The following is a 25,285-nucleotide window of genomic DNA, read 5'->3' as shown; positions in this document are numbered from 1 at the left end:
GACGAAGTGGGCTATCAGCCCCTCGAACGTGCCGAGGCGAACCTGGTCTTCCAGGTCATCTCCAAGCGTTACGAGAAGGGCTCCATCATCCTGACCTCGAACAAGACCTTCAGCGAATGGGGCCAAGTCTTCGGCGACGAGGTCCTCGCCACCGCGATCCTCGACCGGCTCCTCCACCATTGCGAAGTGATCGCGATCAACGGCCCGAGCTACCGGCTCAAGAACCGCCTCCAGGCCATCGAGCGAGAGACCGAAGTGGCCTGACAACTGGGGACGTTCACCCGTACGCGACCGGGGAGAGAAGTCCGTACGCCGACAGATGGGGTCGGAGCAGCCGCCGGTGCGGCGGATTTGGTCTTGGATGCGGTCGAAGCCGATGGACCCGGCCAGCCTCAGCACGTCGGCGAGGGTGGCCGGGTCCAGGCCCGCCGTGGTGGCGGTGTCAGTCATCAGCGGCTACCTCGGTGGGCGGGGCCGTGGTGGGCGGTGTAGTCGTCGACCAGGGCCTTGACGTCGTCGTTGCCGTTGGCGTGGTCCTCAGCGCCGCAGCCGCCGCAGAGGTAGTCGCCCTGCGATCGCGTGTACTTGGTGGCGCCCTTGACGCGCAGGCCGGGGCTTTCCTCGGTCGGGATCAGGCTGGCGGGGAGCTTGCGGAACATGCCCGTCACCTCCCGGCCCGGATGAGGGTGGCGGCGGTGCGGCGACCGGTGCCCTTGCAGGTCGGGCAGGTGACCGTGAGGGTGGTGCGGGTGCCGTCCGGGTTGCGGGTGCCGGTGGTGATGGCGACGGTGGGGAAGCCGTCGCAGTCGCGGCAGACGGGCGTGTTCGGGGCGTGCTGGGGCATGATGAGACTTCCCTTTCGGGTCCTTTGGATCTGGAAGTGGTCCAGGCGCCCGGGGCGGCGGAAGTTTGGCGACCGAGGCCGCCCCGGGGGCCGTTTAGCGGCGGGAGTAGCCGTGCCCGCGCGGCGGGTAGGCGTCCTCGTCCCCGCAGTCGTCGACGAGGCCTTGAGCGTTCGCGGTGGCCAGTAGCGATCCGGCGACCACGGCCGTGAAGTCGTCGACCGGGCCGTTTCCCCTGAGGTCGACCGAGATGTCGGCGAGCATGTCCTGGGTCAGGTCGCGGTCTGCCTTCTCGGGGTTGCTGAAGAAGCCCATGTCAGCGGTTCCTTTCGGAGTTGAGGATCGAGCGGATGACGAGCGCGCACACGGCCACCGACATGCCGGTGATGGCGACCGCGAGGAGCAGGGAGACCAGGACCGCGCCGACGACGAGGACCACGGCGCCACCACCCGCGGCGAGGGCGAGCGCGCTGCCGGGGGTGAGCTGGACGACCGGCCGGTTCGACACCGGGGCGACCGGGGCCGGAGCGGCGGGGGCCGCCGGGGCGGGGAGATCGGAGGCCGGAACCGGGATCGTGGTGGCCGGCGGGGCGGTGTCCTGGGGCGGGTACTTCGGGGTGAACACGGCTGATGTCCTTTCGGGCCGGGGTTACTTGACGAGGCCGTCGACGGTGGGGCCGAGGAAGCTTCCGGCGATGAGGTAGCCGCCGAGCAGGAGCAAGACCACGAGCCAGATCGGCGGGCGGGTGAGCTTGATGCCGAGGTATCCGACGACGATCACGGCGAGCCAGAGCGGAACGTCCATGACGGGGTCTCCCTTTCAGGCCTTGCAGCGGTGGGTACTGGCGGCGAGTTCGGCGGCGGAGCGGTCGGTGTAGTCGGCGGAGAAGCCGCAGCCCGGCGCGGTGCAGGCGGCGGTGTGCTTGTCGCGGCCGCGGCCGTCGTAGTAGGTGGCGACCTGGACAGGGCCGATGCGGCGCTGGTCGCGGAAGCGGCGGTAAGCGGGCACGGCGTCAGCCCCCCTGTCGCAGGCTGCGGCCGGGGAACTCGGCGAGGATCTGCTGTGCCGTGTTCGGGTCCGGGGTGCGGTCGGCGGCTTCCTCGGCGAGCAGGCGGGCCAGGGCCGGGCGTCCGGCGTCGGCCATCTCGCGGGCCGCGTTCACGAAGTCGTAGGGGTGGTTGAAGGGCTGCATGGTGGTCAACTTCTTTTCCTCTCAGGCGAGTTGGAGTTGTGCGGCGATCGCGTCCGCCATCGGGGCGGGCAGTTGGAGTCGGGCCGACAGGGCGTCGGCGGGCATCGGCGATCCGGTGGAAGCGCGGTGCGCATCGGCGATCTTCCGGGCGTGATCCAGCAGCGCGACCGGAATCACGGGCACATCAGCCGGGGGTGTCTTGGCCGTGGCGGGTGCCAGTTCCGGAACCGGGGCCGACACGGGTTCGTCGGCGCGGTGCACGTCGACTTCCGGCACGGCCGATTCACTGTCCACAGGCTGTGCCGGAGCGGCCGGTTCAGTGGGCGAGTGAACGAGCAGGGTGCCGCCCAGGAACGCGAGCGCGGGCCAGCCAGCGACGAGGATGCACAGCCAGGCAGGCACGCTCTCCAGGTCCAGGAGTCCGGCGGTGGCGATGTTCGCGCCGAGCGAGGCGAACAGGGCGATCACGAACCAGGTCCAGGCGGAGCGGTCCCGGCGGGCGGTGCGCAGTCGGCGCCAGGCGGCGACCAGCAGCAGATCAACGCTGATCGGATACGCCCAGGCCTTCCAGCCGGATTGCCCGGCAGCGTCGGCCAGGTCGTGCAGGTGGGCGAAGGACAGCGCACCGGCGATGACAGCCTGGATCAGCACGGCGTCCGGGCGGAGCGAGCGGGACATGGGTCTTCACCTCCTTCAAGGGGGTCGGGCCGGGAGCGGGCGGGGATCGTGTCCGGCCGCCCGGCCCCGGAGGGCTTCAGTCGGTGGCTTCGCCGGAGCCCAGGCAGGTCAGGCAGATGCCGGTTTGCTGGCCGACCGGGCGGCGCTTTCGTCCGACGTGGACGGTGCGGGAGACCTCGCCGGAGCCCTTGCAGGTCGGGCACTTCGCCGGTTCGGCGGTCACGGACGCGCGAGCCTTGGACGCGGCCACGGCGATCACTTGACCAGTGACGGAGCAGCGGCGGCCGGGGCGGGAACGTGGGGCCGGAACGGGGCGAGGAACGGCAGGTCGGGCACCAGGTGGGCGAAGTCCCGGCAGGCAGCGGCGACGTCGTCGCGGGAGATCTCGGGGGTGCGGATCTTGCACCAGCCGCCGGAAGCGTCGGTGGCCACAGCCGTGCCGGGCCGGTTGGCGGGGATCATGCACGCGGTCGGCACGGCGGTCGGGGCGACGTCCTTGAGCCCCATCTCGGCGGTTTCCTTGTCGTTGACGCGGTGCACGACACGGCCGGTGAGCTGGGCCCGGAGCATGGTGGCGCCCTTGCCCAGGTCGGAGCCGAAGCGTTGCCCGCAGATTTCCAGGTAGATGCCGACCGCGCGGGCCATCTGTGCGAGGCGGATCAACGCCGTGACGATCCGGGTGCGGCGGTCCTCGTCTTCCTTGCGGGAGATCAGGAAGAGTTCGGCGATCTCGTCGACCAGCACCACGATCGGCGCAGGCCGCACGTCCTCGGGGAGTTCCCAGACGTCCGAGGCGCCGTGCAGGTTGAGCAGGTCGAAGCGGTCTTCCATCTCCGCCACCAGCACATCGGCCAGCGAGGCGGCATCGTCCGGGTTGGTCGCCAGGGCCGACAGCCGCGGGGCGAAAGCGGACTGTTCCACCCCGCGCTTGCAGTCCATGCCCACCAGCGCGACCGGCAGCTTTGCGAGCCCGTTGATCAGGTTGCGCTGGTACATGGACTTGCCGGAGTTGTTCGCGCCCAGGGTGAGCGCCATCGGCGCCTTGCGGTAGTCCCGCTCGAAGGCGGTCCCGTCATCGCGCAGCGCGACGGGTACGGCCATGTCGTGAGGCTGGACCTTGCGCGGCATCCGCACCCGGCGCAGCACGTCATACCCGGTCATCCGCAGCTCGACGAACCCCGGCTTGACCACCACCACGCGCACCGCGTGCACACCCCAGGCATGCCGAAGACGCTCCGTCGAGGCGATCACGTCGGCGGGCTCCAGACCGGCCGGAAGCCGCAGCGTCACCCGCAGACCGGTCGAGGTGGGCCGTATCCGGCGGATCTTCGGCGCTACCGGCTGCACCTCACGCCGGGCCACATTGCGGGCCATAAACGCCCGCAGGCCGGACGGCTGCACCGTCAGCCCGCACACGTCCATCGTCGCCCGGTAGGAGAAGGAGAACCGCCCCCACGTGGCGGGAAGTCCGACCAGCGACCAGTACACGCGAGGAGCGCGGACCTTCGCGTAGCCGAGTCCGCCCGCACCCGCCGCAGCTCCCGTGGCCTCCAGCCACACCGTCCAGTCAGCCATGATCAGGCACCCAGCGGGGTGATCGCGACCGCGCGGAACGAGATCCCGTGCCGCTTCTGGCCGTTGAACTCGTTCTCCCAGTCCCGCGCCTTCAGCCCCGTCACCACCACCGGCGTACCCGGAGTCAGGCCCTCGGGGTAACCGGTCTCCGGGACGGTGACCTGGTAGAGGTTTCCCTCCCCCTCGTCCGAGACCAGCAGGCCCACCGTCGACAGGCCCACGTCGGGATTGTCACGGTCCACGGCCCGCTCACCGGTCTTCTTGTTGACCATCTTCGGCTCCGGGGCGGTCGCCACGAACACCACAGCGGTCGAAGTGTCGATCTTGAACGACGGCATGAGCACATCCCTCAGTTCTTGGAGGTCGCCGGTCACGACCTCTCTAGACATGTTCAGTAGGCCATACGTCTCTAGAGACGTCAAGGGATCTGTCTAGAGATGTTGAGAGAGCGGGATCGCGGCTACACGACAGGGCGGGGGACGCATACATGGCCTAGGCTGTCTAGAGAAGAAGGGAGGGCTCCCGAATGACCACCACCGACGACGACCGTCGGCCGAAGTACCAGCGGATTGCGGACTCTCTACGCGAGGCGATCCGGTCGGGCGAGTACGGTCCCGGTGATCGGCTTCCGGGAGAGAACGACCTCATGGCCACCCACGGCGTGGCCCGCATGACGGCTCGTCAGGCCTTGAGCGTGCTCAAGGACGAGGGCATCGCCGAGTCCCGCAAGGGCGCCGGTGTCTTCGTGCGATCTTTCCGCCCCCTCAGGCGTCGAGGCATTCAGCGACTCGCGCAGGAGCAGTGGGGCAGTGGCCGGTCCATCTGGTCTGCCGACATCGAGAACCGCGCGCTGGTAGTGGATCAGGTGACGGTGTCCGAAGAGGCAGCACCAGAACACATCGGGCAGGTCCTGGAATTGGGTGGCGAGGACACCGTGTGCGTGAGGCGGCGGCGGTTCGTCCTTGATGAGAAGCCCGTCCTTCTCGCGACGAGTTATCTCCCCACGTCGATGGTGGCGGGGTCAGCGATCACTCAGGCAGACACGGGACCCGGCGGGACGTATGCCCGTCTTGCTGAACTCGGGTACAAGCCAGTGCACTTCCGCGAGGAGATCCGTTCCCGCATGCCCACGAAGCATGAGGCGGAACAGCTGAGCATCTCCGCAGGTACGCCGGTCATCCTCATTTGCCGAACCGCGTTCGCGGACGAGGGACGCCCCGTCGAGATCAACGAGATGACGCTCGATGCCGCTTCGTACATCCTGGAGTACGACTTCGACGCGTAGGCCAGCGCGAGCTGTTACAGGTTTCTCTACCTCATCAAGCCCCGGCTGCGCTTCGCTCCGCCGGGCGCGCTTCCCGGCTCTGGCTGCGCCCGCGCTCCTGCCTTCGGCCCGCTTGGCGCTGCCGCCGCCGACGCGCGCCCACATGTGGATAGGGCCGGTGACCATGAGTCGATCACCATACAGAGCGGCCCACGGTCAAGACGATGCCTCCGGCGGGGGATCGGCCGACACCGGGATGGAGAGGGCGCCGTTCCCGACCGCGGGCACGTAGTGGCGTGCGCGGGGAGGCTTCCATCCCGACCACCATCGACCCAGGCAGAGCCGAGCAGACGCGGCCCATGGCGTCCAGGTCGTTCGTACAGTGGCGCGCTCCACCTGGACGCCATGAACCACGCCCGCTCCACGGTGTGTGGGTCGACGGCGGACGGGATGGAAGCAGGGGTGAGTGGTGGGTTTTAGGCAGGCTTCTACCTGCGAGGCAGTCGGCGAAGAGAACTGACCACCGAAAAGTTGGCGATCATGGAAAGGACTCGGCCTGGCGTTAAGCCAGCTTTCGAGCCCTTTGTAGCGCTTCCGTGGCAAAGCGATGCATGTTTTCCGCGCGCTCCTTCTGCTTGACCACAGTCTCAGCAGCTCGCGTATGGCTGTCGCTGTCATCAGCAGTGGCGCTGCTTGCCAAGTCACACCAGATTTCGGCTGTCTGGATGGCCCTCACCAATCGCTCGTCCGAGAGCATCGGCAGAAGTCGGAGCAAACTCGTTGCTGTCGCCACCGCTCCAGACTGAGCCCACCACGCCTCATCTCGGTACCGCTTTGTCGCCTCTTCGGCCACGTTGACCAGCAACAGCAACGACTGAACAACCTCAGGTGGAGGGGCAACACGGCGTCGACGCTCAGTTCGGTACTGATGCCAAGCAGCCCAAAGACCCGCTGGACCACCGATGGCACCAACGATGCCACCTGCAGCAGCTAGCCAGTCCGTAGTGTCTGACACGACCGACTCCCACCCCATAGCTGACGTGCCCCTCGCGTGCCCGATAGGCCGGTAAACCACGGGGACTCACGGAGATTCGCAGGCCATAGCACCTAGAGCGGCCTCCAACCAATCGAACCTGGTCAGAGGCCGCTCTACTGCGAATCAAGCGGTGGGTGTGGGATTTGAACCCACGGTGACATCGCTGCCACGACGGTTTTCAAGACCGTTCCCTTAGGCCGCTCGGGCAACCCACCCCGCGCCGCCGGTGACCGTGGCGCGGGGAACAGCGTAACGGGTCGGGGCGGGGGCGTGGGGGTCAGCTGTCGCCGGTGCGGGAGCCCAGGGTGAGATCGACTGTGTGGGTCTTGCCGTCGCGTTCGTAGGTGATCTTGACCTTGTCGCCGGGCTTGTGGGTCCAGATCTCGCCGATCAGGGTGGGGCCGGAGTCGATGACGTGGTCGTCCAGCTTGGTGATGACGTCGCCGGGCTTGAGGCCGGCCTTGGCCGCGGGGCCGCCCGACTCGACCGGGGCGGAACCGCCGGCGCCCTCGGTGGTGATCTTCGCGCCCCCCGTGGAGTCCTCCAGGGAGACGGACGCGCCGATCTTGGCGTAGACCGGCTTGCCGGTCTTGATCAGCTGCTGGGCGACGTACTTGGCCTGGTTGATCGGGATGGCGAAGCCGAGGCCGATCGAGCCGGACTGGCTGGTGCCGCCGAGGCCGCCGCCGCTGGTGGACTGGATCGCGGAGTTGATGCCGATCACATTGCCCTGCGCGTCGAGGAGGGGACCGCCCGAGTTGCCCGGGTTGATCGACGCGTCCGTCTGCAGCGCGCTCATGTAGGAGGCGTTGCTGCCGCTGCCGTCGCTGGAGGCCACCGGGCGGTTCTTCGCGCTGATGATGCCCGTCGTGACGGTGTTCGACAGGCCGAAGGGGGCGCCGATCGCGATCGTGGAGTCGCCCACCGCCACCTGGTCGGAGTTGCCCAGGGTGAGCGGATTGAGGTCGCTCGGCGCGTTCTTGAGCTTGATGACCGCCACGTCGTAGCCCTGGGCGTGGCCGACCACCTCGGCGTCGTACTTCTTGCCGTTCGGGAAGGTGGCGGTCAGCTTGCCGCCGTCGACCGCGTCGGCGACCACGTGGTTGTTGGTGACGATATGGCCCTGGGTGTCGAAGACGAAGCCCGTTCCGGTGCCGCCTTCGCCGTTGGTGGACTCGGCCTCGATGGTGACGGTGCTGGGCAGGGCCCTCTGCGCCACGCCCGCGACGGTGCCGGCGTCACGCTTGACGCTGCCGCCGCTGTCGGAGGCGGACAGGGTCGTGGAGGAGCCGTTGTCGTTGTTCTTGGCCAGGGTGTAGCCGAGACCGCCGCCGAGGCCACCGGCGACCAGCGCGGCCACCAGGATCGCGGCGACGAGACCACCGCGGCCGTTCTTCGGCTTCGGTGCGGGCTGCTGGTAGCCCGCACCCCAGACACCCGTCGGACCGGCGCCACCCGCACCGGCACCGCCCGCACCCGCACCGCCGTCGGCGTACGACGGGGTGCCCGGAGGCTGCGGCGGCGGCCAGGCGCCCTCGGGGCCGCCCGGGGCGCCGTGCGGCTGCCCCTGTGCCGAGGCGTAAGCCGGAGCCGGTCCCGCGTGCACGAGTTCCGGTCCCTCTGCGCCGCCGGAGGCGTGCGGCGGGGCCGGAGTGGTGGAGGCGCCCGCGTCGGAGGCCTGGTGGGCCGAAGCCGCGGGAGCGTCCACCGGCACGGGGGGTGCGGACGGGGCCGGGGGTACCGCGGTGCCCTCGTTCTCGGTGCTCACAGCTTCTCTCCTCGGTCCACGGCTGTCGGTTGTCGGTCGCACTCGGTCACGCTCGGCCAGTGCCGCTCTCGTGTCCGGCGTGCGTCAGCTGTGCATGTCCTTTTGTATGCCGTCAGCTTTTCCCACGGGCCGTCAGGGCACCATAAGCGGTGCCTGTGGGTCTGCGGCTGCTCTTTATATAGGCCATGCAAGACAAATGAGGCGCAATACATATGCCTCCGTTCGCACGCGTACCCCCGAGCGGTGGCACCATGACGCGGTGACCCACGCACGGCAGCAGCTGACTCAAGTCGTCGCCCACCGCGGAGCCTCGGAAGACGCTCCCGAGCACACGCTCGCCGCGTACCGCAAGGCGATCGAGGACGGTGCGGACGCCCTCGAATGCGATGTACGCCTCACGGCCGACGGCCATCTCGTGTGCGTCCACGACCGACGGGTCAACCGTACGTCCAATGGCCGCGGAGCGGTCTCGGCCCTGGAGCTAGCCGATCTCGCCGCCCTGGACTTCGGCTCGCGCAGGACACGGGAGTTCTGGCGCACCCGCGACGAGGAGCCGGACTGGGTGTTTCGGCCCGAGGACCGGGAGGACACCTCCGTCCTGACCCTGGAGCGGCTGCTCGAACTCGTCGCCGACGCGGGGCGCCGGGTGGAGATGGCCATCGAGACCAAGCATCCGACGCGCTGGGCGGGACAGGTCGAGGAGCGGCTGCTGGAGCTGCTGAAGCGGTTCGGCCTGGACGCCCCCGCCTCCGCCGCCGAGTCGCCGATCCGGGTCATGAGCTTCTCGGCCCGGTCACTGCATCGCGTGCGTGCCGCCTCGCCGACCCTGCCGACCGTCTATCTGCTGCAGTTCGTCTCGCCCCGGCTGCGGGACGGCCGGCTGCCCGCGGGGGTGCGGATCGCCGGTCCCTCGATGCGGATCGTGCGCAACCACCCCGGCTACATCGAGCGCCTGAAGCGGGCGGGTCACCAGGTGCACGTGTGGACCGTGAACGAGCCCGAGGACGTGGACCTCTGCGTGGAGCTGGGCGTCGACGCCATCATCACCAACCGCCCGCGCGCGGTGCTCGACCGACTGGGCCGCTGACGTCACCTCCGTCACAGGGTGTGCCCCGGCGCGTTCGGTGCGTGTTCGATCGTGACGAATGCGTCGGCGGAACGTGATTGGCCGGTTTCCGGTACAGGCCAAAGGGGCATCCACTCCGTGGCGTGGGGCTAAGGAGGTCTCGGGGGTGGCGTTGGTGGTGGCACAGGAGGTGCCCACGTCGTCGAGCATGGCCGTACCCCATGGCCCTGCGGGCGTGGGGAAAGCGAGACACCGTATGCGCGTGCAACTGCGCAGGGGTGGCGTGGCGGAATCGGTCATCGACGACGCCGTACTGATTCTTTCCGAACTCTTGAGCAACGCGTGCAAGCACGGCCGGCCGCTGGGCGACGCCCTGGCCGGGGACGGCGACGTCCGCGCCGCCTGGCGGGTGGACGCGGGAGGCAGGCTCACGGTCGAGGTGACGGACGGCGGCGGACCCACCCGCCCGGCTCCGGCCACCCCCTCGGTCACCGCGCACGGCGGCCGCGGGCTCAACATCATCACCGCGCTGGCCGACGACTGGGGCGTCAGGGACGACGCCCGGGGCGAGGTCACGGTCTGGGTGATCGTCCACGCGGACGTTCACGATCCGGACGCCGGCTGCCGGAGGAGCGACTTCGCCACGCGGGTCGTGGCCCCGTCGGTGGCGATACCCGACCTGGACTTCTCGGACGCGTTCGACGATCTCGGCTGAGGCGACCGGGACCGGGCGTCCGAGCAGGACACCCCGGTGGTTGTCCACAGGCTCCCGTCGGCCAAGTCGCAAGCGGCTAGGCTCGCGCCCGTACGAGACGAGCCGTAACCGGGAGACAGCCACGATGGCCAAGAAGCGACCCCAGACGAAGGCCAAGCGCCCGCAGATCACGGATGGCGAGGTCCCGGTCGTCGGCGCCCGCGAACCCTGCCCGTGCGGAAGCGGCCGCCGCTACAAGGCCTGCCACGGCCGGGCCGCCGCACAGGCCGCGACCGAGCTGGTGCACCGCCCGTTCGAGGGCCTCGCCGGCGAGGGCGACTGGGTGGCCCTGCGCGAGCTGGTCCCCGCCGCCACGGTCGGGCTGACCCTCAGGAGCGGCCTCCCCGAAGGCGTCCCGTCGGTCACGCTGGCCACGGTCCTGCCGATGGCCTGGCCCGCCCTGCGCCGCGACGACGGCTCGGTACTGATCGGTCTGCAGAACGACACGGCGTCGGGCGACATCAGCCGCGACCTCGCCGACACCCTCCAGCGCGCGCTCACCGCGGCTCCGGGCACCCCGGTCGAGGGCCGGCGCGCTCCCGCCGACGGTCCGCGACTGCAGGATCTGCTCGATCCCGAAGGCGCGTTCGAGCCAGTTGTGCACGAGGGCTTCGAGTTCTGGGTCCCGGACGCGGAGAACGCCACGCCCGAGGTGACCGCCTCCCTGGAGCGGGCCAACGCGGCGGCCATCCCGACCGTCCGGCTGACCGGTGTCGACGCCGCCTACTGGTGCGAGACTCCGGACAAGAACCACCTGCGCTGGGTGATGCCGCACCCCGAGGAGCAACTTCTGGACGCGCTCGCGCGACTGCACGCGGCCGGGAAGTCGAGCCTCGGCGAGGGCACCCGGCTCGTCGGTTCCTTCCGTGCCCACGGCCTCACCGTCCCGGTGTGGGACCTGCCGAGCGGGGTCACCGCGGAGGACGTCGAGAAGCCGGCCGCCGAGTTCGCCGAGCGTCTCGCGGGTGCTCTGGCCACGGACGCACCGCTGACCGCCGACGAGCGCCGCGCCCGTGGCGGCCTCACCAACCGCCAGGTCACGCTGAGTTGACGAAACCGGTGCGGCTGACCGGCCGGTCAGTCGCACCGAACCTTCACGGAACGGCCGGCTCTGTCCACAACTCCCCTCAGGAGAAGGAGAATCGGTGTCCGAATAAGCCAGGGAGCGGCGCGGTCGAATTTGCGAACGGGCGATCTCTTGTTACCGTTCCAATAGCCCGGTTGCTGGTGCATCCCCCGTCGCCAGCAACCGGGTCTTTCTGTGCCCGGTCCGCTTTACGGAACGTCTCCGTGCGTCAACTGCCCGTGGTTTCCCCGGAGTTGCTCCCGGTCCGCAGCAGCAGTGGTCCACTGCCCCGCCGGGCGAACTCCGCGACCGCCGTGTAGCCGGCCGGTGCTCCCTGGACGCGTTCGCGGGGAGTCTCGCAGCTGTCCGGCTCGTCCCCGGCGCCGACCGCGCAGTGCAGCTGCACCGTGTGTCCGCCGGGTCCCATGAAGCTGAGCGCGGCGTCCAGCACGGCGCCGGTCGCATTGCGGTAGTAGGTCCGCGCCCAGGTCTCCTCGCCCTGCGTGAGCACACAGGTCTGCGCCTCGATGCCGTCGGGGGAGGTCAGTTCGGGGCCGCAGCGCGCTGCGGTGGCGAGGCCCAGGCCGAGCCGCAGCGGGGAGCGGCCGGAGTCGGCGAGGGGCGCCTTGTAGTCGTCGGCCGCGGAAGGCCCGGCAGCGGAAGGACCCTCGGAAGGCCGTGCAGCGGAAGGGCCCCCGGGAAGCCGTACGGCGGGGGGCTCCGCGGGACGCACGAGATCGCGTACGACCGTACGGCCTCCGTCGCCCACCTGTCCCGCGGAGGCCACGGCCAGGGGCAGCGCGATCGCGCACACCACGATGCCCGACAGGGCGAGCAGACGAAGGTTCATGAAGCGGACGATAACGACCCGGCGCGGGCACCCGGTTCCGCCCGCGCCCGACACCCTTACAACTCGGGTGCGCTCACACCCGTACGAGTGAGGGCCTCGACCACGGCGTCCACCACGGCCTCGACGTCGGGGACCCACGGGGAGGCGGAGCCGGGCAGCGGGGCCCGCTCCCAGGTGATGTCGCCGTGGCCGGTCTCGGACGGGGGCAGGGCGAGGTAGCCGCCCTCGCCGTGGAAGCGCAGCGAACCGGGGACGTGGTCCTGGGCGTACAGCAGTTCGCCCAGCTGTTCCATGGAGTACGGCTTGACGAGGATCGCCCAGCGGGTCGGCGCGGCGATCACCGGTCCGAGACGCATGCCCTCGCGGTCGAGCGCGGCCAGGGCACGGGCGGCCGGGAGGGCCGGCAGGCTGACCGCGCAGGGGGCACTGCCGCCGGTGGCCAGGATGATCGGCGCGGCCGGTCGGTTGGTCCACCACCAGCGGATCATGCGCTCGTCCGTGGTGGCCGCGAGCAGACCCGGGTCGAAGGGGTGGGCGCCGGGGACCGTGCACTCCGGGTCGGGGCATCCGCAACGGGCCCGGCCCTCCGGGTCCGGTGCCACACCCGGGAGTACGGGCCACTGCCATTCCTTCGCGAAGGTCAGGGCCGCGCTGAACAATTCAGGCCTTCCGTCGCTGCGCTGGGACAGGAGCCTGCGTCGCCTTCCGAGGATCTCGCGCATGAGCGCTCGTTCCTTTCCGTTGCACCGCTGGCAACACCGAGGACCACATCACACCATGTGTCGATCACTTCACTGTGCGTACCTGTTGGCGCATCACACCCCTGTCCGAGACAAGGGGAACCCCATACTGCGTCGTCTATCAAAAGCATGGGCGTGGCGGGGGGTGGCGAAGTATGGCGTTTTGCCGTCGCGCGTATTTCTCTCCGCCTCCACCACGGGAGGATGGGGCTCGGTCGTCGGTGGCTAAGACGCCCGGGTCGGTCACCAGGTTCCGGGTGACGGTCCACCACCCCTGGTCCTTACCGAGTACGTACCCATCACGACCGCTGTGACGCTCTGTGGAGCAAGGCCAGTCGACCTCAATACACCGTAACCCGAGGCAGTTTTTAGCCAACTTTACCCGGCAACTCACTCTCCACCAGTTACCCACGGACACCAGGAATCCCGGCAGGACAATGCTGGACATCCCCTCACGAGTGCGTGTACATGTGGAGACACTGCTAGCGGCGCAGAATGACATGGGGGTTTGCGATGCTTTTGAGCAATACGCACCGGTCGGAAGGCCGGACGCCATGAACGCCCCTCACCCTCCGAAAGTGGCCGGAATCGATTCAACGGTTCCCGCACCCGCACACACTGTCGCGCCCGCGCCTGCCGCCCCGGGCGCCTCTTCGGTCCCCGCGCCGAACGCACCCGGCGCCCTCCTGCAGGACCGGCTCGCCGGCTGGGTCTCCGACCTGACGACCCTGCACGAACTCACCGAACGCCTCGCCCGCACGCACACCCTGTCCGAAGCCCTCCAGGAATTCCTGCAGGCCGGAGCCGCCCTGGTGGGGGCCCGGCGCGGACTGGTCGTCCTCGAACCGGGCGACGGCCTCGGCCCCGACACCACCATCGGCCTCGGACTCGCCCGCGCCGACCTCGGGCACATCGAGACCGTGCCGCGCAGCGCGATGTCGTACGGCCGCATCCTCGACGGGCTGCCGGGCGGCGACGGCGAGATCGCCCAGCCCGACCTGCTCGCCGAGGACGGCCTCGACCCGCGCCACCGCGAGGTGGCCGCCCGCCTCGGCTACGCGGCCTGCTACGCGCTGCCCCTGTCCACCGACGACGCCGGCCGCCTCGGTGCCGCGGTGTGGCTCTACGACGAGCCCACCGAACCGTCCGAGCGCCAGCGCCACCTCGTCGGCCTGTACGTCCGCTGTGCCACCGAGCACCTGGCCCGGCTCGTCGAGGTCGAGCGCACGCGTGCGTGCATGGCGACGATGGCCGAGGAGCTGCTGCCGTCCCGGCTCCCCCGGGTCGCCGGCGTCAGGCTCGCCGCCCGGCACCGCACCGGTCCGCGCGGCGGCGGCGACTGGTACGACGCGCTGCCGCTGCCGGACGCGGCGCTGGGACTCGCGGTCGGTTCGGTGACCGGCAGCGGCCCGAGCGCGATCGCCGCGATGGGGCGCCTCAGAGCCTCCCTCAGGGCGTACGCCGTGATGGAGGGCGAGGACCCGGTCGCGGTCCTGTCCGACCTGGAGCTGCTGCTCCGGCTGACCGAGCCGGCCCGCTCCGCCACCGCGCTGTTCGCCTACTGCGAGCCCGCGCTGCGCAAGATCACGCTGGCCGGTGCCGGGCACTGCCCGCCGCTGCTGATCGGCGAGCGGCGCACCGAGTACGTGGAGACGTCCGTGTCCGCGCCGCTCGGCATGCTCGCCTGCTGGGAGGCGCCGAGCGTGGAGCTGAGCGCAGAGTCCGGAGAGACGGTTCTGCTGTACACCGACGGGCTGCTGCACCGCACCGGCGACCCCACCGACCGCGCCTTCGCCCGTCTGCACGCGGCGGCGGCCGGGGTGCCGAAGGCGCTGCGCGGTGACCCCGGCGCGGTCGCCGACCACGTGCTGCGGACCGTGCTGCCCGAGGGTCTGGACGAGGCGGACTCCGATGAGGACGTCGTGTTGCTCGCCGCACACTTCGAGTAGCACGGTGTAGCAGGGTGTAACAGTCCCAAGGCCCCTGGGCCCCCTTCCGTACGACCGTACGATGGAGGGGGTCCAGTGCCGTTTCGTAGGAGGATGACCGTGGCCGAAGAGCTCACCCCGGCGACCCCGGAAGATGAGTCCGAAGAGCCGATCAAGAAGCGGAAGAACGGCCTGTACCCGGGCGTCTCCGACGAGCTGGCCGAGAGCATGAAGTCCGGCTGGGCCGACACCGAGCTGCACGACCTGGAGCCGATCGCGCAGGCCGCCGAGACCGCGGCCCGCCGCGCGGCGCTCTCCGCGCGCTTCCCCGGTGAGCGGCTGGTGATCCCGGCGGGCAATCTGAAGACCCGCTCCAACGACACCGAGTACCCCTTCCGGGCCTCCGTCGAGTACGCCTACCTCACGGGCAACCAGACCGAGGACGGCGTGCTCGTCCTGGAGCCCGTCTCCGGCGGCCACACCGCCACGCTGTACCTGCTGCCGCGTTCCGACCGCGAGAACGGTGAGTTCTGGCTGTCGGGCCAGGGTGAGCTGTGGGTCGGGCGGCGGCACTCGCTGACCGAGTCCGAGACGCTGTACGGCATCCCCGTCTCCGACGTGCGGGAGATCGCCGACAAGCTGCGCGAGGCCACCGGCCCGGTGCGGGTCGTACGGGGCTACGACGCCGGTGTCGAGGCCGCGCTCACCGACAAGGTCACCGCCGAGCGGGACGAGGAGCTGCGGGTCTTCCTGTCCGAGGCTCGGCTGGTCAAGGACGAGTTCGAGGTCGGGGAGCTCCAGAAGGCCGTCGACTCCACCGTGCGGGGCTTCGAGGACGTGGTGAAGGTCCTCGACAAGGCCGAGGCCACCTCCGAGCGCTACATCGAGGGCACCTTCTTCCTCCGCGCGCGCGTCGAGGGCAACGACGTCGGCTACGGCACGATCGCCGCGGCGGGGCCGCACGCGTGCACGCTGCACTGGGTGCGCAACGACGGGCCGGTGCGCTCCGGTGACCTGCTGCTCCTCGACGCGGGCGTCGAGACGCACACGTACTACACCGCCGACGTGACGCGGACGCTGCCGGTCAACGGCCGCTTCAGCGAGATCCAGAAGAAGATCTACGACGCCGTGTACGACGCCCAGGAGGCCGGGATCGCGGCCGTGCAGCCGGGTGCCAAGTACCGGGACTTCCATGACGCGGCCCAGCGGGTGCTGGCCGAGCGGATCGTGGAGTGGGGTCTGGTCGAGGGGCCGGTGGAGCGGGTGCTGGAGCTGGGGCTCCAGCGGCGCTGGACGCTGCACGGGACCGGGCACATGCTGGGCATGGACGTCCACGACTGCGCCGCCGCGCGGGTCGAGTCGTATGTGGACGGGGTCCTCGAGGCGGGGATGGTGCTGACCGTCGAGCCCGGGCTGTACTTCCAGGCCGATGATCTGACCGTGCCCGAGGAGTACCGGGGTATCGGGGTGCGGATCGAGGACGACATCCTGGTGACGGCCGACGGGAACCGGAATCTGTCGTCCGGGTTGCCTCGGCGGTCGGACGAGGTCGAGGCGTGGATGGCTTCCCTGAAGGGGTGATCTTTCGGGTGCGGGTTGTTCGTGGCTGGTCGCGCAGTTCCCCGCACCCCTAGGTGGGATCGGTGGACCTGCATCTGGAAGCCGACCTCGTCGACGGTCGTCGTGCCGGGCTCGAGAGGGCCCTGCGCGACGCCGTTCGCGGGGGGCGGCTCGCGCCCGGCGCCCGGCTTCCCGCCACCCGGCGGCTCGCCGAGGAGCTGGGGGTTTCGCGGGGGACCGTGAAGGCGGCCTACGACCAGTTGATCGCCGAGGGGTATCTGACCGCCCGGCAGGGATCGGGGACGGTCGTCGCTCCTCTGCCCGCCGCCGACGCCGGACCCTCGCAGAGCGGTGCACGCGCGCGTGCACCGCTTTTCGATCTGCGGCCCGGCAGCCCGGACGTCGGCGCCTTCCCCGCCGCGGCCTGGCTCAAGGCCGTGCGGCGGGCCGTCGCGACCGCTCCCGTGTCCGCGTACGACTACGGCGATCCCCTGGGCCGGATCGAACTGCGGGTCGCGCTCGCGGAGTATCTCGGGCGGGTCCGGGGAGTCGTCGCCTCTCCGGAGCAGATCGTCGTCACCTCCGGGGCCGTGCAGGGGCTCGCGCTGCTCACGCGAGTTCTGGAGGGCGGGGACATCGCCATGGAGGACCCCGGGCTGCCCTTCCACCGGGAGGTCGTACGGCGCGGTGGCGGACGGGTGGTGCCGGCGCCGGTCGACGAGCGGGGCGTGGAGGTCGACGCTCTCGGGGACCCCGCGGCCGTCGTCGTCACTCCCGCCCACCAGTACCCGACCGGCGTGACCCTGCACCCCTCGCGGCGGCGGGCGCTGACCGACTGGGCACGCGCGCGTGGGGCGCTGGTCGTCGAGGACGACTACGACGGGGAGTTCCGGTACGACCGGCAGCCCGTCGGGGCGCTCCAGGGGATGGCGCCGGGCCGGGTCGCCTACCTGGGGACGGCGTCCAAGACGCTCGGGCCCGCGCTCCGGCTCGGGTGGATGGTGCTGCCGCCGCACCTCGTCGCACCCGTCGCCGACGCCAAGCTGCACAGCGACCACAGCACCGAGACCATCGGGCAGCTGGCACTCGCCGAGCTGATCCGCACGCACGCCTACGACCGTCACGTGCGCGCGTGCCGGCTCAGGTACCGGCGGCGCAGGGACCGGCTCGTGGAGCGGCTGGGGGCGCGCCGGCGGGTCCAGGGGATCGCGGCCGGGCTGCACGCCCTGGTCGAGGTCGGGGACGAGACGGCGGTGCTGGCGCGGGCCGCGGCCGAGGGGCTCGCGGTGGGGTCCCTGCGGGAGCACTGGCATGCGGCGGGGACTCGCGAGGGGCTCGTCGTGGGATACGGGACTCCTCGGGAGGGGGCGTATCCCGAGGCGCTGGAGGCCCTGGTCCGGGTCCTGGAATTGGGCCATTCCTAGAGGCCTCTATTGGGTCTGCCAAGCGGTCCACCGCGCTTCTACCGTCGGTTCCATGACGAACTCACCCGTCCCGCCCGCGGGGCCGCAACGCGTCCTGGCGCTCGCCCAGTTGAGCAACTCCGTCGGGGACGGCGCCTATTACGTGACGTCGGCGCTCTACTTCACGCACGTCGTCGGGCTCGACCCCGCGCGCGTGGGGCTCGGTCTGACCGTCGGATGGGCGGTCGGCTCGGTGGTGGGAGTGCCGCTCGGCCGGCTCGCGGACCGGCGCGGGGCGCGCGGTACGGCGGTGCTGCTGGCGCTGGCGACGGGGCTGGCGGTGGCGTCCTTCCTGGTGGTGCGGGACTTCGTGCCGTTCGTGCTGGCGGCCTGTGCCTACGCCTCGGCGCAGTCGGGGCTCGCGGCGGCCCGGCAGGCGCTGCTCGCGGGGTTGGTGTCCGCCGGGGAGCGGACCGGGCTGCTGGCTCACCTCCAGGCGACGCTCAACGCCGGCCTTGCGGTCGGCGCGGGACTCGGTGGGCTGGCGCTGCACGCCGGGACGCGGGCGGCGTATCTCGGGGTGTTCGCGGTGGACGCGGTGAGCTTCCTGGTGTGTGCGGGGCTGCTGCTGCGGCTGCCGTCCGTGGCGCCTCGCGTGGCCGTGGAGAAGCGTTCCGCCTCCGGGGTGCTGCGCGACCGGCCGTACGCCGTGATCACCCTGCTGAACACCGTGCTGCTGCTGCGGATGCCCTTGCTGAGCCTGGGGATCCCGCTGTGGATCGCCGAGCGGACCGCGGCTCCCACCTGGCTGGTCTCCGCGCTGTTCGTGCTCAACACCGGGGCCGTGATGGTGTTCCAGGTGCGGATGGCCCGCGGGGTGACCGGGCTCGCGTCGGCCACGCGCGCGGTGCGGCGGTCGGGGTGGGTCATGCTGGCGGCCTGCGCGGTGTTCGCGCTGGCGGCGGGGGCCTCGCCGTGGGGGGCCGTGGGCGCGCTGGTCGCCGGGGCGGTGTTGCAGGTGGTGGCCGAGATGGGGCAGTCGGCCGGGTCCTGGCAGCTCTCCTTCGACCTGGCTCCGGCCGAGCGGGTCGGCGAGTACCAGGGGTTCTTCGGGACCGGGGTGACGGTGGCCCGGACACTGGGGCCGCTGGTGCTGACGACGCTGCTCGTGGAGTGGGGCACGCCGGGGTGGCTGCTGCTCGGCGGGGCGACGCTGGTGGCGTCGTACGCGATGGGGCCGGCGACCAGGCGGGCCGCCGGCCGGGTGTCGGAGAGAAGCGCCCCCGGGAGGGACGCCGAGGCACCAGTGCTCGTGAACTAGCCGGTGTCAGGCCGCCCTTGGCCCGGCCGTCACCGGAAGCGCGTCCACGAACAGCGCCCCCGCGAGCAGCCCCGCGCTGCCGCGAGGGCTCCACGCACGCGTGTGGAGGCCGGCGTCGAGGGCGAGCAGGGCCTCTCGGCCCGCTTCCGTCGTCGTACCGCCCGCCTCCAGGACCCCCCGGGCGCCCGCCTGGACGTGGCGCAGCCCCAAAGGGCCCGCCGTGTAGAGGAGTTCGGTGTCCTGGAGGGTGGACATCACGGTCAGCAGGGCGTCCAGGCGGGCCTCGGACTCGCCGGCGCCCGCCGTGCGGGACCTGGCCAGCGCGTCCAACGCCCGCCGTACGTGCGGGAATCCGGCCCGGGCCTCGCCCCGGGCGCCCGCCGCGCCGTACTTCGCGGACACCGCGGAGCCCCGGGAGGGCCGGCGCGGGGCCCGCCTGTCGCTGTGCGCGGCGATCTTCTTGGCGGCCGTGGCCACGTCCGCGGACCGCGCCCCCGGGTCGAGGGCGGCCGCGGCAACCAGCAGACCGAGGGTCCACAGGGCACCGCGGTGGCCGCCGCCCGCGAGGGCCACCGAGTGCTCGGTGCACCGGCCGATCGCGCCCAGCTCCGCCCGCAGTCCGGGGCTGGGCTCGCCGGTGCGGCGGGCGGCTGCGGCCATCGCCGCGAGGCCGGGCGCGAGCGCCCTGGCCGACCAGCGCAGGGAACAGTGGTCCTTGCGCGTGGCGCGGGCCCCTAGGTCGCGTGGATCGGGCAGGCCCGGCTTGGGAGCCAGGGCCAGCTGACCGGTCAGCGCGTCCACGGCGGCCAGGGCCAGCGCCTCGTCCTCCCGGCTGCTCACGGCCGTACCTTACGAGGACGCGGAGGCCGACGGACTGGCGTTTTCGGACGGAGCGCCGCTCGGGGGCGTGCCCGTCGGGGCGCCGCTCGGGGGCGTGCCTCCCCCGCCGCCACCGCCGCTGCCCGCGCCCGTGTTCTCGGCGTCCGGGTCGATGGCGAAGGTGACGGATCCCTTGTAGCCCTTGGACGGGTCGGCCTTGTGCACGGCCTTGAGGGTGAGCAGGCCGCCGGAGGCGCCGCCGCCGTCGTAGACCATGTCGTTGCCGAGGGTGGTGTAGCTGCCGGAGTGCCGGGAGTACGGCTGCAGGGCGAAGATCACCTCGGCGACCGTGTCGTCGAAGAACAGCTGGCCGGTGTAGCTGACCTTGCCGCCCTCGTAGGTGCCGTCCTCCTTCTCGCCGCCGGTGTGCACCTTCACGTGGATGTGGCAGGTGCGCGGGGTGTACCAGCCCGGGAAGATCGTCTCGAACCTCACCACCCCGTTGGCGTTCGCGATCTGGTAGCCGCGCAGGTAGGTGGCGTCGTTCGCGGTCGAGCCGTCCTCGCTCTCCGGGGGCGCCGAGCCGCCGGGGTCGGCGGTGGTGTAGCCGGAGTAGTAGCCCCAGGCGTCGCAGTGCCAGATCTCCACGGCCGCGCCCTTGACCGGGGTGCAGCCGTCGGTGGCGTCCACGACGGTCAGCCGCAGCGTCAGCGGGACCCCGCTCTTGCCCTCGGTGATGTCCTTCCTGACCAGGGCACCGTCGAACGCCGACTGGTACCCGGTGACGGCGAGCCCGCCCGCCGCGACCGTCCCGCCGGTCACCGCGAGGGCGCGGCGCCGGGTGAGGCCGGAGTTCCTGTGGTTTCCCGTCATGGGCCGGAACTTAGGAACCATGGCCGTCAGGACCTTGAGGGGACGCTGTGCGGGAGCTGTTGAATCCGGCAAGTCTGAAGCGGGCGCGAAGTCGTGCCTCGGACGGGTGAATTCCGCGCGGGGCTCCGCCGTCCCCCCAAATCCTCGAATAGAGTAAAATCTTCACAAAGAGATCTTGAGGGCGGAACCGACTGCGTTCCCCTTGTCTTCCTACCGGAACAACTCTGGGTTCATCGTCACCGCTCAGCCCCCCTCGAAGGCGGAGGACCGAAGGCGGGCACTGACATGCGCAACTCACATTGAGGGGAACGCAGTTGGGCTGTGTTGTGGTTTCATATCTGCCCTGCGACCCCTGCTCCGGGGTCGTTCACCCCCATGAGCGTGTTCGCGCGCGGGACGCTCCGAATGTCCGTAATATCCGCCTTGCGTGGACCGTTCCTTGTCCATTCGCAGACCAGCGGGCACACGGAAGATCGAGGTTCGTCCATGAACACGCCCACCACCACCATCTCCGGCGAGCCGGGAAAGCAGTCGACCTCCGGGGAGCGGGTCCCCTTGGTGCGGCTCGCCGCTCGTACGGACGGCCTCAGGTCCGGTGCCCTCACCCGTGTCGTGTCGCACGGCACCCCCGACCGCGGACCCGCGCGGGTCTCGGTCGCCGCGTTCCAGTCGGCCGTCTGACCTCCGCCCCCTCGGGCAGGGAACGCGCAGTGCGCTGATGGACCCGTCGCCGCACCCACTGAGCCAGTTCGTGCTGAAGATGCACAGCCGCTGTGATCTCGCATGCGATCACTGCTATGTGTTCGAACACGCAGACCAGAGCTGGCGAGGCCGCCCCACGGTGATCTCCGGTGCGGTGCTGGACATCGCCGCCCGGCGCATCGCCGACCACGCCCGAACCCACCGCCTGGACACCGTTCACGTCGTCCTGCACGGCGGGGAGCCCCTCCTCGCCGGCCGGGAAAGGCTCCGGCTGGCGGCGCAGAGCCTGCATACCGCCCTGTCCGGCATCTGCGCACTCGACCTGCGCATCCACACCAACGGCGTCACCCTCGACGAAAAGTTCTGCGACCTGTTCGCGGAGTTCGACATCAAGGTCGGCGTCTCGCTCGACGGCGACCGCGCCGCCAACGACCTGCACCGCCGCTATCGCAACGGCCGCAGCAGTCACGCCCAGGTCCTGCGCGCGATCGACCTGCTCAACAGCCCTCGCTACCGGCACCTCTTCGCCGGACTCCTCTGCACGGTCGATCTGCGCAACGACCCGGTCACCGTCTACGACGCCCTGGCCGGACTCACCCCGCCCCGCATCGACTTCCTGCTCCCCCACGCCACCTGGGACGAGCCCCCGGCGCGCCCGGAGGACAGCGCCTCGGCCACCTCGTACGGCGACTGGCTCCTGCGGGTCCACGACCGCTGGACCGCCGCGGGCCGACCCATGGGAGTACGGGTTCTCGACTCCGTCCTGCGCACCCTGCGCGGAGCGAGCAGCCTCACCGAGTCCCTCGGACTGGCCCCGGTGGAACTGGCGGTCATCGAGACCGACGGCGCGCTCGAACAGGCGGACTCGCTGAAGACCGCGTACGACGGAGCACCCGGCACCGGCATGGACGTGCACGCCAACTCCCTGGACGAGATGGCCGTACACCCCGGCATCGTGGCCCGGCAGCTGGGACTGGACGGACTGTGCGAGACCTGCCGTGACTGTCCGGTCGTCCGCTCGTGCGGTGGCGGGCTGTACGCGCACCGCTACCGCTCCGGGAGCGGTGCCGGCGGGTTCATGAACCCGTCCGTGTACTGCGCCGACCTGAAACAGCTCATCACCGGGATCCGCGACAGGGAAGCCCAGAAGACGCCGATGCCGCAACTCCCCCTGGACGAAGCGCACCTCGACGAGCTCGCCACCGGCTTCGGTGGCGCCGAAGCCGTGGAACTGCTGGTCCGGCACGAACTCACCGTCAACCGCGAACTCCTCGCCGCCGTCTGGCACGAGAGCGCGCACAGCGCGACCGGTTCGGCGGCCTGGGAGACCCTCTCGGTCCTCGACGCGGAGGCTCCCGAGTCGGTGGACGCCGTACTGGCCCACCCCTACCTGCGCCCCTGGGCACAGCGCGCGCTGCGCGGTGACGGGGAAGCCGGCCGGATCGCGATGCGCGGGGTCGCGGAACTCGCCGCGGCGGCACTGGTGCGGGCCGGGCGCGAAGGCACCGTGACCGTGCCGACCGGTTCCGGGGTGCTGCGGCTGCCGACGCTGGGCGCGTTCGTCGTGGGGGACGCGACTCGGGCGCAGGTCACCGGGGGCGCGGACGAGGGCTTCACGGTCCGGGTCGGAGAGCGGGCGCACACCGTGGGCCGCAAGTCCGGTGCGGATCCCGCCTGGTGGGCCCGGCACCGGTTCGAACTGCCGGGCTGGGCCGTCGCTCTGGAGGACACGGACCCCTGGCGGGACGCCCACGGCTACCCCGTGCGGACGCGGTTGTCCCCCTCGGCGGCCGAGGACTGGCGCGACCATCTCGCCGCCGCGTGGGAGTGGATCCGGCGTGAACTGCCCGCGTACGCACCCGGACTCGCCGCAGGCCTGAACACCGTGACCCCGTTGCGGGAGTCCGCCACGGGCGCGGACATCAGCTCGGCGGCCCGGGACGCCTTCGGCGCGGTCGGCATCGCCCGGCCGGACACACCTCAGACCCTGGCGTGTCTGCTGGTCCACGAATTCCAGCACGTCAAGCTCGGCGCCGTACTCGATCTCATGGACCTCTACGACCCCACCTGCGAGCAGCTCTTCTACGCCCCCTGGCGTCCGGATCCCCGCCCGCTGGAAGGGCTGTTGCAGGGGACGTACGCGCACATCGCCGTCGTCGACTACTGGCGCGCCCTGCGACGGACCGCGGACGGCACCGAGGCGCGCGAGGCCGAAGTCCGGTTCGCCCGGTGGCGCGAGCAGACCGCGGAGGCGGTGGACACACTCGCCGGCTCCGGAGCTCTGACAGAACTGGGCGAACGATTCGTGTCGGCCATGGGGGAGACCGTGTCGGCACGGCTGACGGATCCGGTGCGCCCCGACGCGCTGATCAGCGCCCGCAGAACAGCGGGGGACCACAAGGGACGCACGGTGCCGGGGAGTTGACTGAGACCCCGGCATATCGGCGGCCCGCAGTCGACTTCGCCGTACCGTTCCGCTGATGAGGCGCTGGTTCCTACACTGAAGCTCCGTCGGCGGCGTATCGGGGGTATTCGTGCGAGGGGACTCAGAGGACCCCAGGAATGGGCGGCCGTACTTTTTCCTCAGTTACGCGCATACACCGCGCAACGACTCCGAGATCGCCGGGCCCAACGCATGGGTGAAGAAGCTGTACGACGGCCTGTGCGCGCACATCCTGGAGATGACGTCGTTACCGGTGGGCGCCAGGGCCGGCTTTCTGGACCAGGGGATCGCGCTGGGAACGCGGTGGACGGACGAGTTGTCGGAGAACCTCGCCCGCTGCCAGGTGTTCGTGCCGCTGTACTCGCCCCGGTACTTCATCAGCGAACAGTGCGGCCGTGAGTGGTGGGCGTTCTCGCAGCGGGAGATCTACCGCCGCACTCTTCGCGGGGAATCGCGCGAGAGCGCCATCGTCCCGGCGTTATGGGTTCCCGTCGAACTCGCCCAGCTTCCCCAGGTGGCCAAGGACCTGCAGTTCCAGCACGGGGACTTCGGGGACGACTACGCCGCGGAGGGTTTCTACGGGCTGACCAAGCTCAGCTATCTCAAAGACCAGTACGAACTCGCCGTCTACCGGCTGGCACAGCGGATCGTGCGCGCCAGCAGGGCCATAAACCTGGAGGAGGGGCAGGTCTACCGGCAGTACGAGTCGCTGCCCAGCGCCTTCGGCGACGGCGCTCACCCGCCCGAGTTCGACGTCACGGTGATCGCCCGCTCCCGGTCGGACCTGCCGCCGGGCCGGGTGCCCGACTACTACGGGGACACCCCGCTCGAGTGGAACCCCTACCACCCGGTGTCGACGCGCTCGCTCGCGGAACACGCCGCCGACCTTGTCAGGGCCATGAACTACCGGGTCACCGTCAGCGACTTCGAGAACGAGGCCGACCGCCTCCTCACCATGGGCCCGCCCACCGCGCCCGCCCTGCTGCTGCTCGACCGGTGGGCCCTCAACTCCCCGCGCGTGAAGGAACTCATGGCGCAACTGGCCGAGCAGCAGCGGCCCTGGATCAGCGTGTTGATCCCCCAGCACAGGGACGACGCGATCTCCCCGGAGCGGGACCGGCAGTTGCAGGAGCTCACCGACCGGGTGCTGGCCGCACGCCAGTTGGTCGGTTCGGGCCACCGCTCGTCCGGCGGTGCCATACGCACCCTCGAAGCCTTCCAGCTCGAACTCCAGAAGGCCGTACGGCAGGCGGTCAACTACTACGAGTCCCATGCGAGGACCTATCCGCCGAAGGGGCCACCCATCGAACCCCCGCGGCTGCCCAGGCTGGGACACCACGTCTGAGCGCGAGGCCGGGGCACCCGCGCGGACCCGCCCGCGGGACCCGGCACGTACGGCACGAG

The 25,285-nt window shown here is 70.8% G+C and carries 28 protein-coding genes and 1 tRNA gene; 12 read left to right on the top strand and 17 right to left on the bottom strand.

The window, feature by feature from the left end; genetic code table 11:
- On the top strand, positions 1-264 hold a 264-nt coding region (locus H293_RS0119840; RefSeq protein ID WP_020119597.1), incomplete at its 5' end, for an ATP-binding protein.
- Positions 265-449: 185 nt separating this feature from the next.
- Here H293_RS0119840 and H293_RS0119835 read toward each other — a convergent pair.
- The 11 genes from H293_RS0119835 to H293_RS0119785 all read right to left on the bottom strand — a co-directional run bounded on the left by H293_RS0119835 (position 450) and on the right by H293_RS0119785 (position 4,626).
- Positions 450-659 carry a hypothetical protein gene (locus tag H293_RS0119835; protein ID WP_020119596.1) on the bottom strand — a complete coding sequence of 70 codons (210 nt, stop codon included), beginning with the start codon at positions 657-659 and terminating at the stop codon, positions 450-452.
- A 5-nt stretch (positions 660-664) separates the two neighbouring features.
- A complete protein-coding gene (locus H293_RS0119830) occupies positions 665-844 on the bottom strand; it encodes a hypothetical protein (RefSeq protein ID WP_020119595.1) in 180 nt (59 codons plus the stop codon).
- Between the two features lie 94 nt (positions 845-938).
- Positions 939-1,157, bottom strand: coding sequence for a hypothetical protein (locus tag H293_RS0119825; protein ID WP_020119594.1), 219 nt, complete (start codon positions 1,155-1,157; stop codon positions 939-941).
- Position 1,158: 1 nt separating this feature from the next.
- A complete protein-coding gene (locus H293_RS0119820) occupies positions 1,159-1,467 on the bottom strand; it encodes a hypothetical protein (RefSeq protein WP_020119593.1) in 309 nt (102 codons plus the stop codon).
- A 24-nt stretch (positions 1,468-1,491) separates the two neighbouring features.
- Positions 1,492-1,647 carry a hypothetical protein gene (locus H293_RS59215; protein ID WP_020119592.1) on the bottom strand — a complete coding sequence of 52 codons (156 nt, stop codon included), beginning with the start codon at positions 1,645-1,647 and terminating at the stop codon, positions 1,492-1,494.
- Positions 1,648-1,662: 15 nt separating this feature from the next.
- Positions 1,663-1,851, bottom strand: coding sequence for a mobile element transfer protein (locus H293_RS0119810; RefSeq protein ID WP_020119591.1), 189 nt, complete (start codon positions 1,849-1,851; stop codon positions 1,663-1,665).
- Between the two features lie 4 nt (positions 1,852-1,855).
- Complete coding sequence (locus tag H293_RS0119805) at positions 1,856-2,035, bottom strand: hypothetical protein (protein ID WP_033415513.1); 180 nt, start codon at positions 2,033-2,035, stop codon at positions 1,856-1,858.
- A 21-nt stretch (positions 2,036-2,056) separates the two neighbouring features.
- Positions 2,057-2,713, bottom strand: coding sequence for a DUF2637 domain-containing protein (locus tag H293_RS0119800; protein WP_020119589.1), 657 nt, complete (start codon positions 2,711-2,713; stop codon positions 2,057-2,059).
- Positions 2,714-2,789: 76 nt separating this feature from the next.
- Complete coding sequence (locus H293_RS0119795) at positions 2,790-2,972, bottom strand: hypothetical protein (protein WP_020119588.1); 183 nt, start codon at positions 2,970-2,972, stop codon at positions 2,790-2,792.
- The gene (locus tag H293_RS0119790) at positions 2,969-4,288 is read right to left on the bottom strand and encodes an FtsK/SpoIIIE domain-containing protein (protein ID WP_020119587.1); all 1,320 of its coding nucleotides are present in this window, start codon (positions 4,286-4,288) and stop codon (positions 2,969-2,971) included. Before H293_RS0119790 ends, H293_RS0119795 begins: the two co-directional genes overlap by 4 nt.
- Before the next feature lie 2 nt (positions 4,289-4,290).
- Complete coding sequence (locus tag H293_RS0119785; RefSeq protein ID WP_028808016.1) at positions 4,291-4,626, bottom strand: SCO3933 family regulatory protein; 336 nt, start codon at positions 4,624-4,626, stop codon at positions 4,291-4,293.
- A gap of 188 nt (positions 4,627-4,814) precedes the next feature.
- Between H293_RS0119785 and H293_RS0119780 the strand changes: the two genes are divergently transcribed.
- Positions 4,815-5,573, top strand: coding sequence for a GntR family transcriptional regulator (locus H293_RS0119780; RefSeq protein WP_020119585.1), 759 nt, complete (start codon positions 4,815-4,817; stop codon positions 5,571-5,573).
- 1,143 nt (positions 5,574-6,716) lie between these two features.
- Here the strand turns inward: H293_RS0119780 and H293_RS0119775 are convergent.
- Positions 6,717-6,803 (bottom strand) — tRNA-Ser (locus H293_RS0119775).
- A gap of 62 nt (positions 6,804-6,865) precedes the next feature.
- A complete protein-coding gene (locus H293_RS0119770; protein WP_020119584.1) occupies positions 6,866-8,356 on the bottom strand; it encodes a S1C family serine protease in 1,491 nt (496 codons plus the stop codon).
- 259 nt (positions 8,357-8,615) lie between these two features.
- Between H293_RS0119770 and H293_RS0119765 the strand changes: the two genes are divergently transcribed.
- From H293_RS0119765 to H293_RS0119755, 3 genes are all read left to right on the top strand, one after another.
- Positions 8,616-9,443 carry a glycerophosphodiester phosphodiesterase gene (locus H293_RS0119765; protein ID WP_020119583.1) on the top strand — a complete coding sequence of 276 codons (828 nt, stop codon included), beginning with the start codon at positions 8,616-8,618 and terminating at the stop codon, positions 9,441-9,443.
- Between the two features lie 58 nt (positions 9,444-9,501).
- Positions 9,502-10,137 carry an ATP-binding protein gene (locus H293_RS49760; RefSeq protein WP_033415486.1) on the top strand — a complete coding sequence of 212 codons (636 nt, stop codon included), beginning with the start codon at positions 9,502-9,504 and terminating at the stop codon, positions 10,135-10,137.
- A gap of 124 nt (positions 10,138-10,261) precedes the next feature.
- Positions 10,262-11,227, top strand: coding sequence for a DUF5926 family protein (locus H293_RS0119755; RefSeq protein ID WP_020119581.1), 966 nt, complete (start codon positions 10,262-10,264; stop codon positions 11,225-11,227).
- Between the two features lie 244 nt (positions 11,228-11,471).
- Here H293_RS0119755 and H293_RS0119750 read toward each other — a convergent pair whose 3' ends face one another.
- Together H293_RS0119750 and H293_RS0119745 are read right to left on the bottom strand one after the other, a co-directional pair.
- Positions 11,472-12,092: a hypothetical protein gene (locus H293_RS0119750; protein WP_020119580.1), complete on the bottom strand. Its 621-nt coding sequence runs from the start codon at positions 12,090-12,092 to the stop codon at positions 11,472-11,474.
- A gap of 56 nt (positions 12,093-12,148) precedes the next feature.
- On the bottom strand, positions 12,149-12,814 hold the full coding sequence (locus tag H293_RS0119745) for a bifunctional DNA primase/polymerase (protein ID WP_028808015.1): 666 nt from the start codon (positions 12,812-12,814) through the stop codon (positions 12,149-12,151).
- A gap of 455 nt (positions 12,815-13,269) precedes the next feature.
- On the opposite strand from H293_RS0119745, the gene H293_RS0119740 reads away from it, so the two are divergent.
- From H293_RS0119740 to H293_RS0119725, 4 genes are all read left to right on the top strand, one after another.
- Positions 13,270-14,781, top strand: a complete 1,512-nt coding sequence (locus H293_RS0119740) for a PP2C family protein-serine/threonine phosphatase (RefSeq protein ID WP_199790175.1) — start codon at positions 13,270-13,272, stop codon at positions 14,779-14,781.
- Positions 14,782-14,874: 93 nt separating this feature from the next.
- A complete protein-coding gene (locus H293_RS0119735) occupies positions 14,875-16,341 on the top strand; it encodes an aminopeptidase P family protein (RefSeq protein ID WP_020119577.1) in 1,467 nt (488 codons plus the stop codon).
- A gap of 62 nt (positions 16,342-16,403) precedes the next feature.
- Positions 16,404-17,744, top strand: coding sequence for a MocR-like pyridoxine biosynthesis transcription factor PdxR (pdxR, locus tag H293_RS0119730; protein WP_020119576.1), 1,341 nt, complete (start codon positions 16,404-16,406; stop codon positions 17,742-17,744).
- Positions 17,745-17,796: 52 nt separating this feature from the next.
- The gene (locus H293_RS0119725; protein WP_020119575.1) at positions 17,797-19,044 is read left to right on the top strand and encodes an MFS transporter; all 1,248 of its coding nucleotides are present in this window, start codon (positions 17,797-17,799) and stop codon (positions 19,042-19,044) included.
- Positions 19,045-19,050: 6 nt separating this feature from the next.
- Here H293_RS0119725 and H293_RS0119720 read toward each other — a convergent pair whose 3' ends face one another.
- On the bottom strand, positions 19,051-19,884 hold the full coding sequence (locus H293_RS0119720) for a triphosphoribosyl-dephospho-CoA synthase (protein ID WP_020119574.1): 834 nt from the start codon (positions 19,882-19,884) through the stop codon (positions 19,051-19,053).
- 9 nt (positions 19,885-19,893) lie between these two features.
- Positions 19,894-20,736: an intradiol ring-cleavage dioxygenase gene (locus H293_RS0119715; RefSeq protein ID WP_020119573.1), complete on the bottom strand. Its 843-nt coding sequence runs from the start codon at positions 20,734-20,736 to the stop codon at positions 19,894-19,896.
- Between the two features lie 486 nt (positions 20,737-21,222).
- On the opposite strand from H293_RS0119715, the gene fxsA reads away from it, so the two are divergent.
- The 3 genes from fxsA to H293_RS0119700 all read left to right on the top strand — a co-directional run bounded on the left by fxsA (position 21,223) and on the right by H293_RS0119700 (position 25,226).
- Complete coding sequence (fxsA, locus tag H293_RS0119710; RefSeq protein ID WP_020119572.1) at positions 21,223-21,417, top strand: FxSxx-COOH cyclophane-containing RiPP peptide; 195 nt, start codon at positions 21,223-21,225, stop codon at positions 21,415-21,417.
- A gap of 37 nt (positions 21,418-21,454) precedes the next feature.
- Positions 21,455-23,863, top strand: coding sequence for an FxsB family cyclophane-forming radical SAM/SPASM peptide maturase (locus H293_RS0119705; protein WP_020119571.1), 2,409 nt, complete (start codon positions 21,455-21,457; stop codon positions 23,861-23,863).
- A 109-nt stretch (positions 23,864-23,972) separates the two neighbouring features.
- Positions 23,973-25,226, top strand: a complete 1,254-nt coding sequence (locus tag H293_RS0119700) for a TIR-like protein FxsC (protein WP_033415485.1) — start codon at positions 23,973-23,975, stop codon at positions 25,224-25,226.
- Positions 25,227-25,285 lie beyond the last annotated feature (59 nt).

This window comes from Streptomyces canus 299MFChir4.1 (assembly GCF_000383615.1).
Taxonomy (GTDB): Bacteria; Actinomycetota; Actinomycetes; order Streptomycetales; family Streptomycetaceae; genus Streptomyces; species Streptomyces canus_C.
Note: the sequence above shows the minus strand (reverse complement) of the source record. Positions and strands in the feature narration are given on the sequence as shown.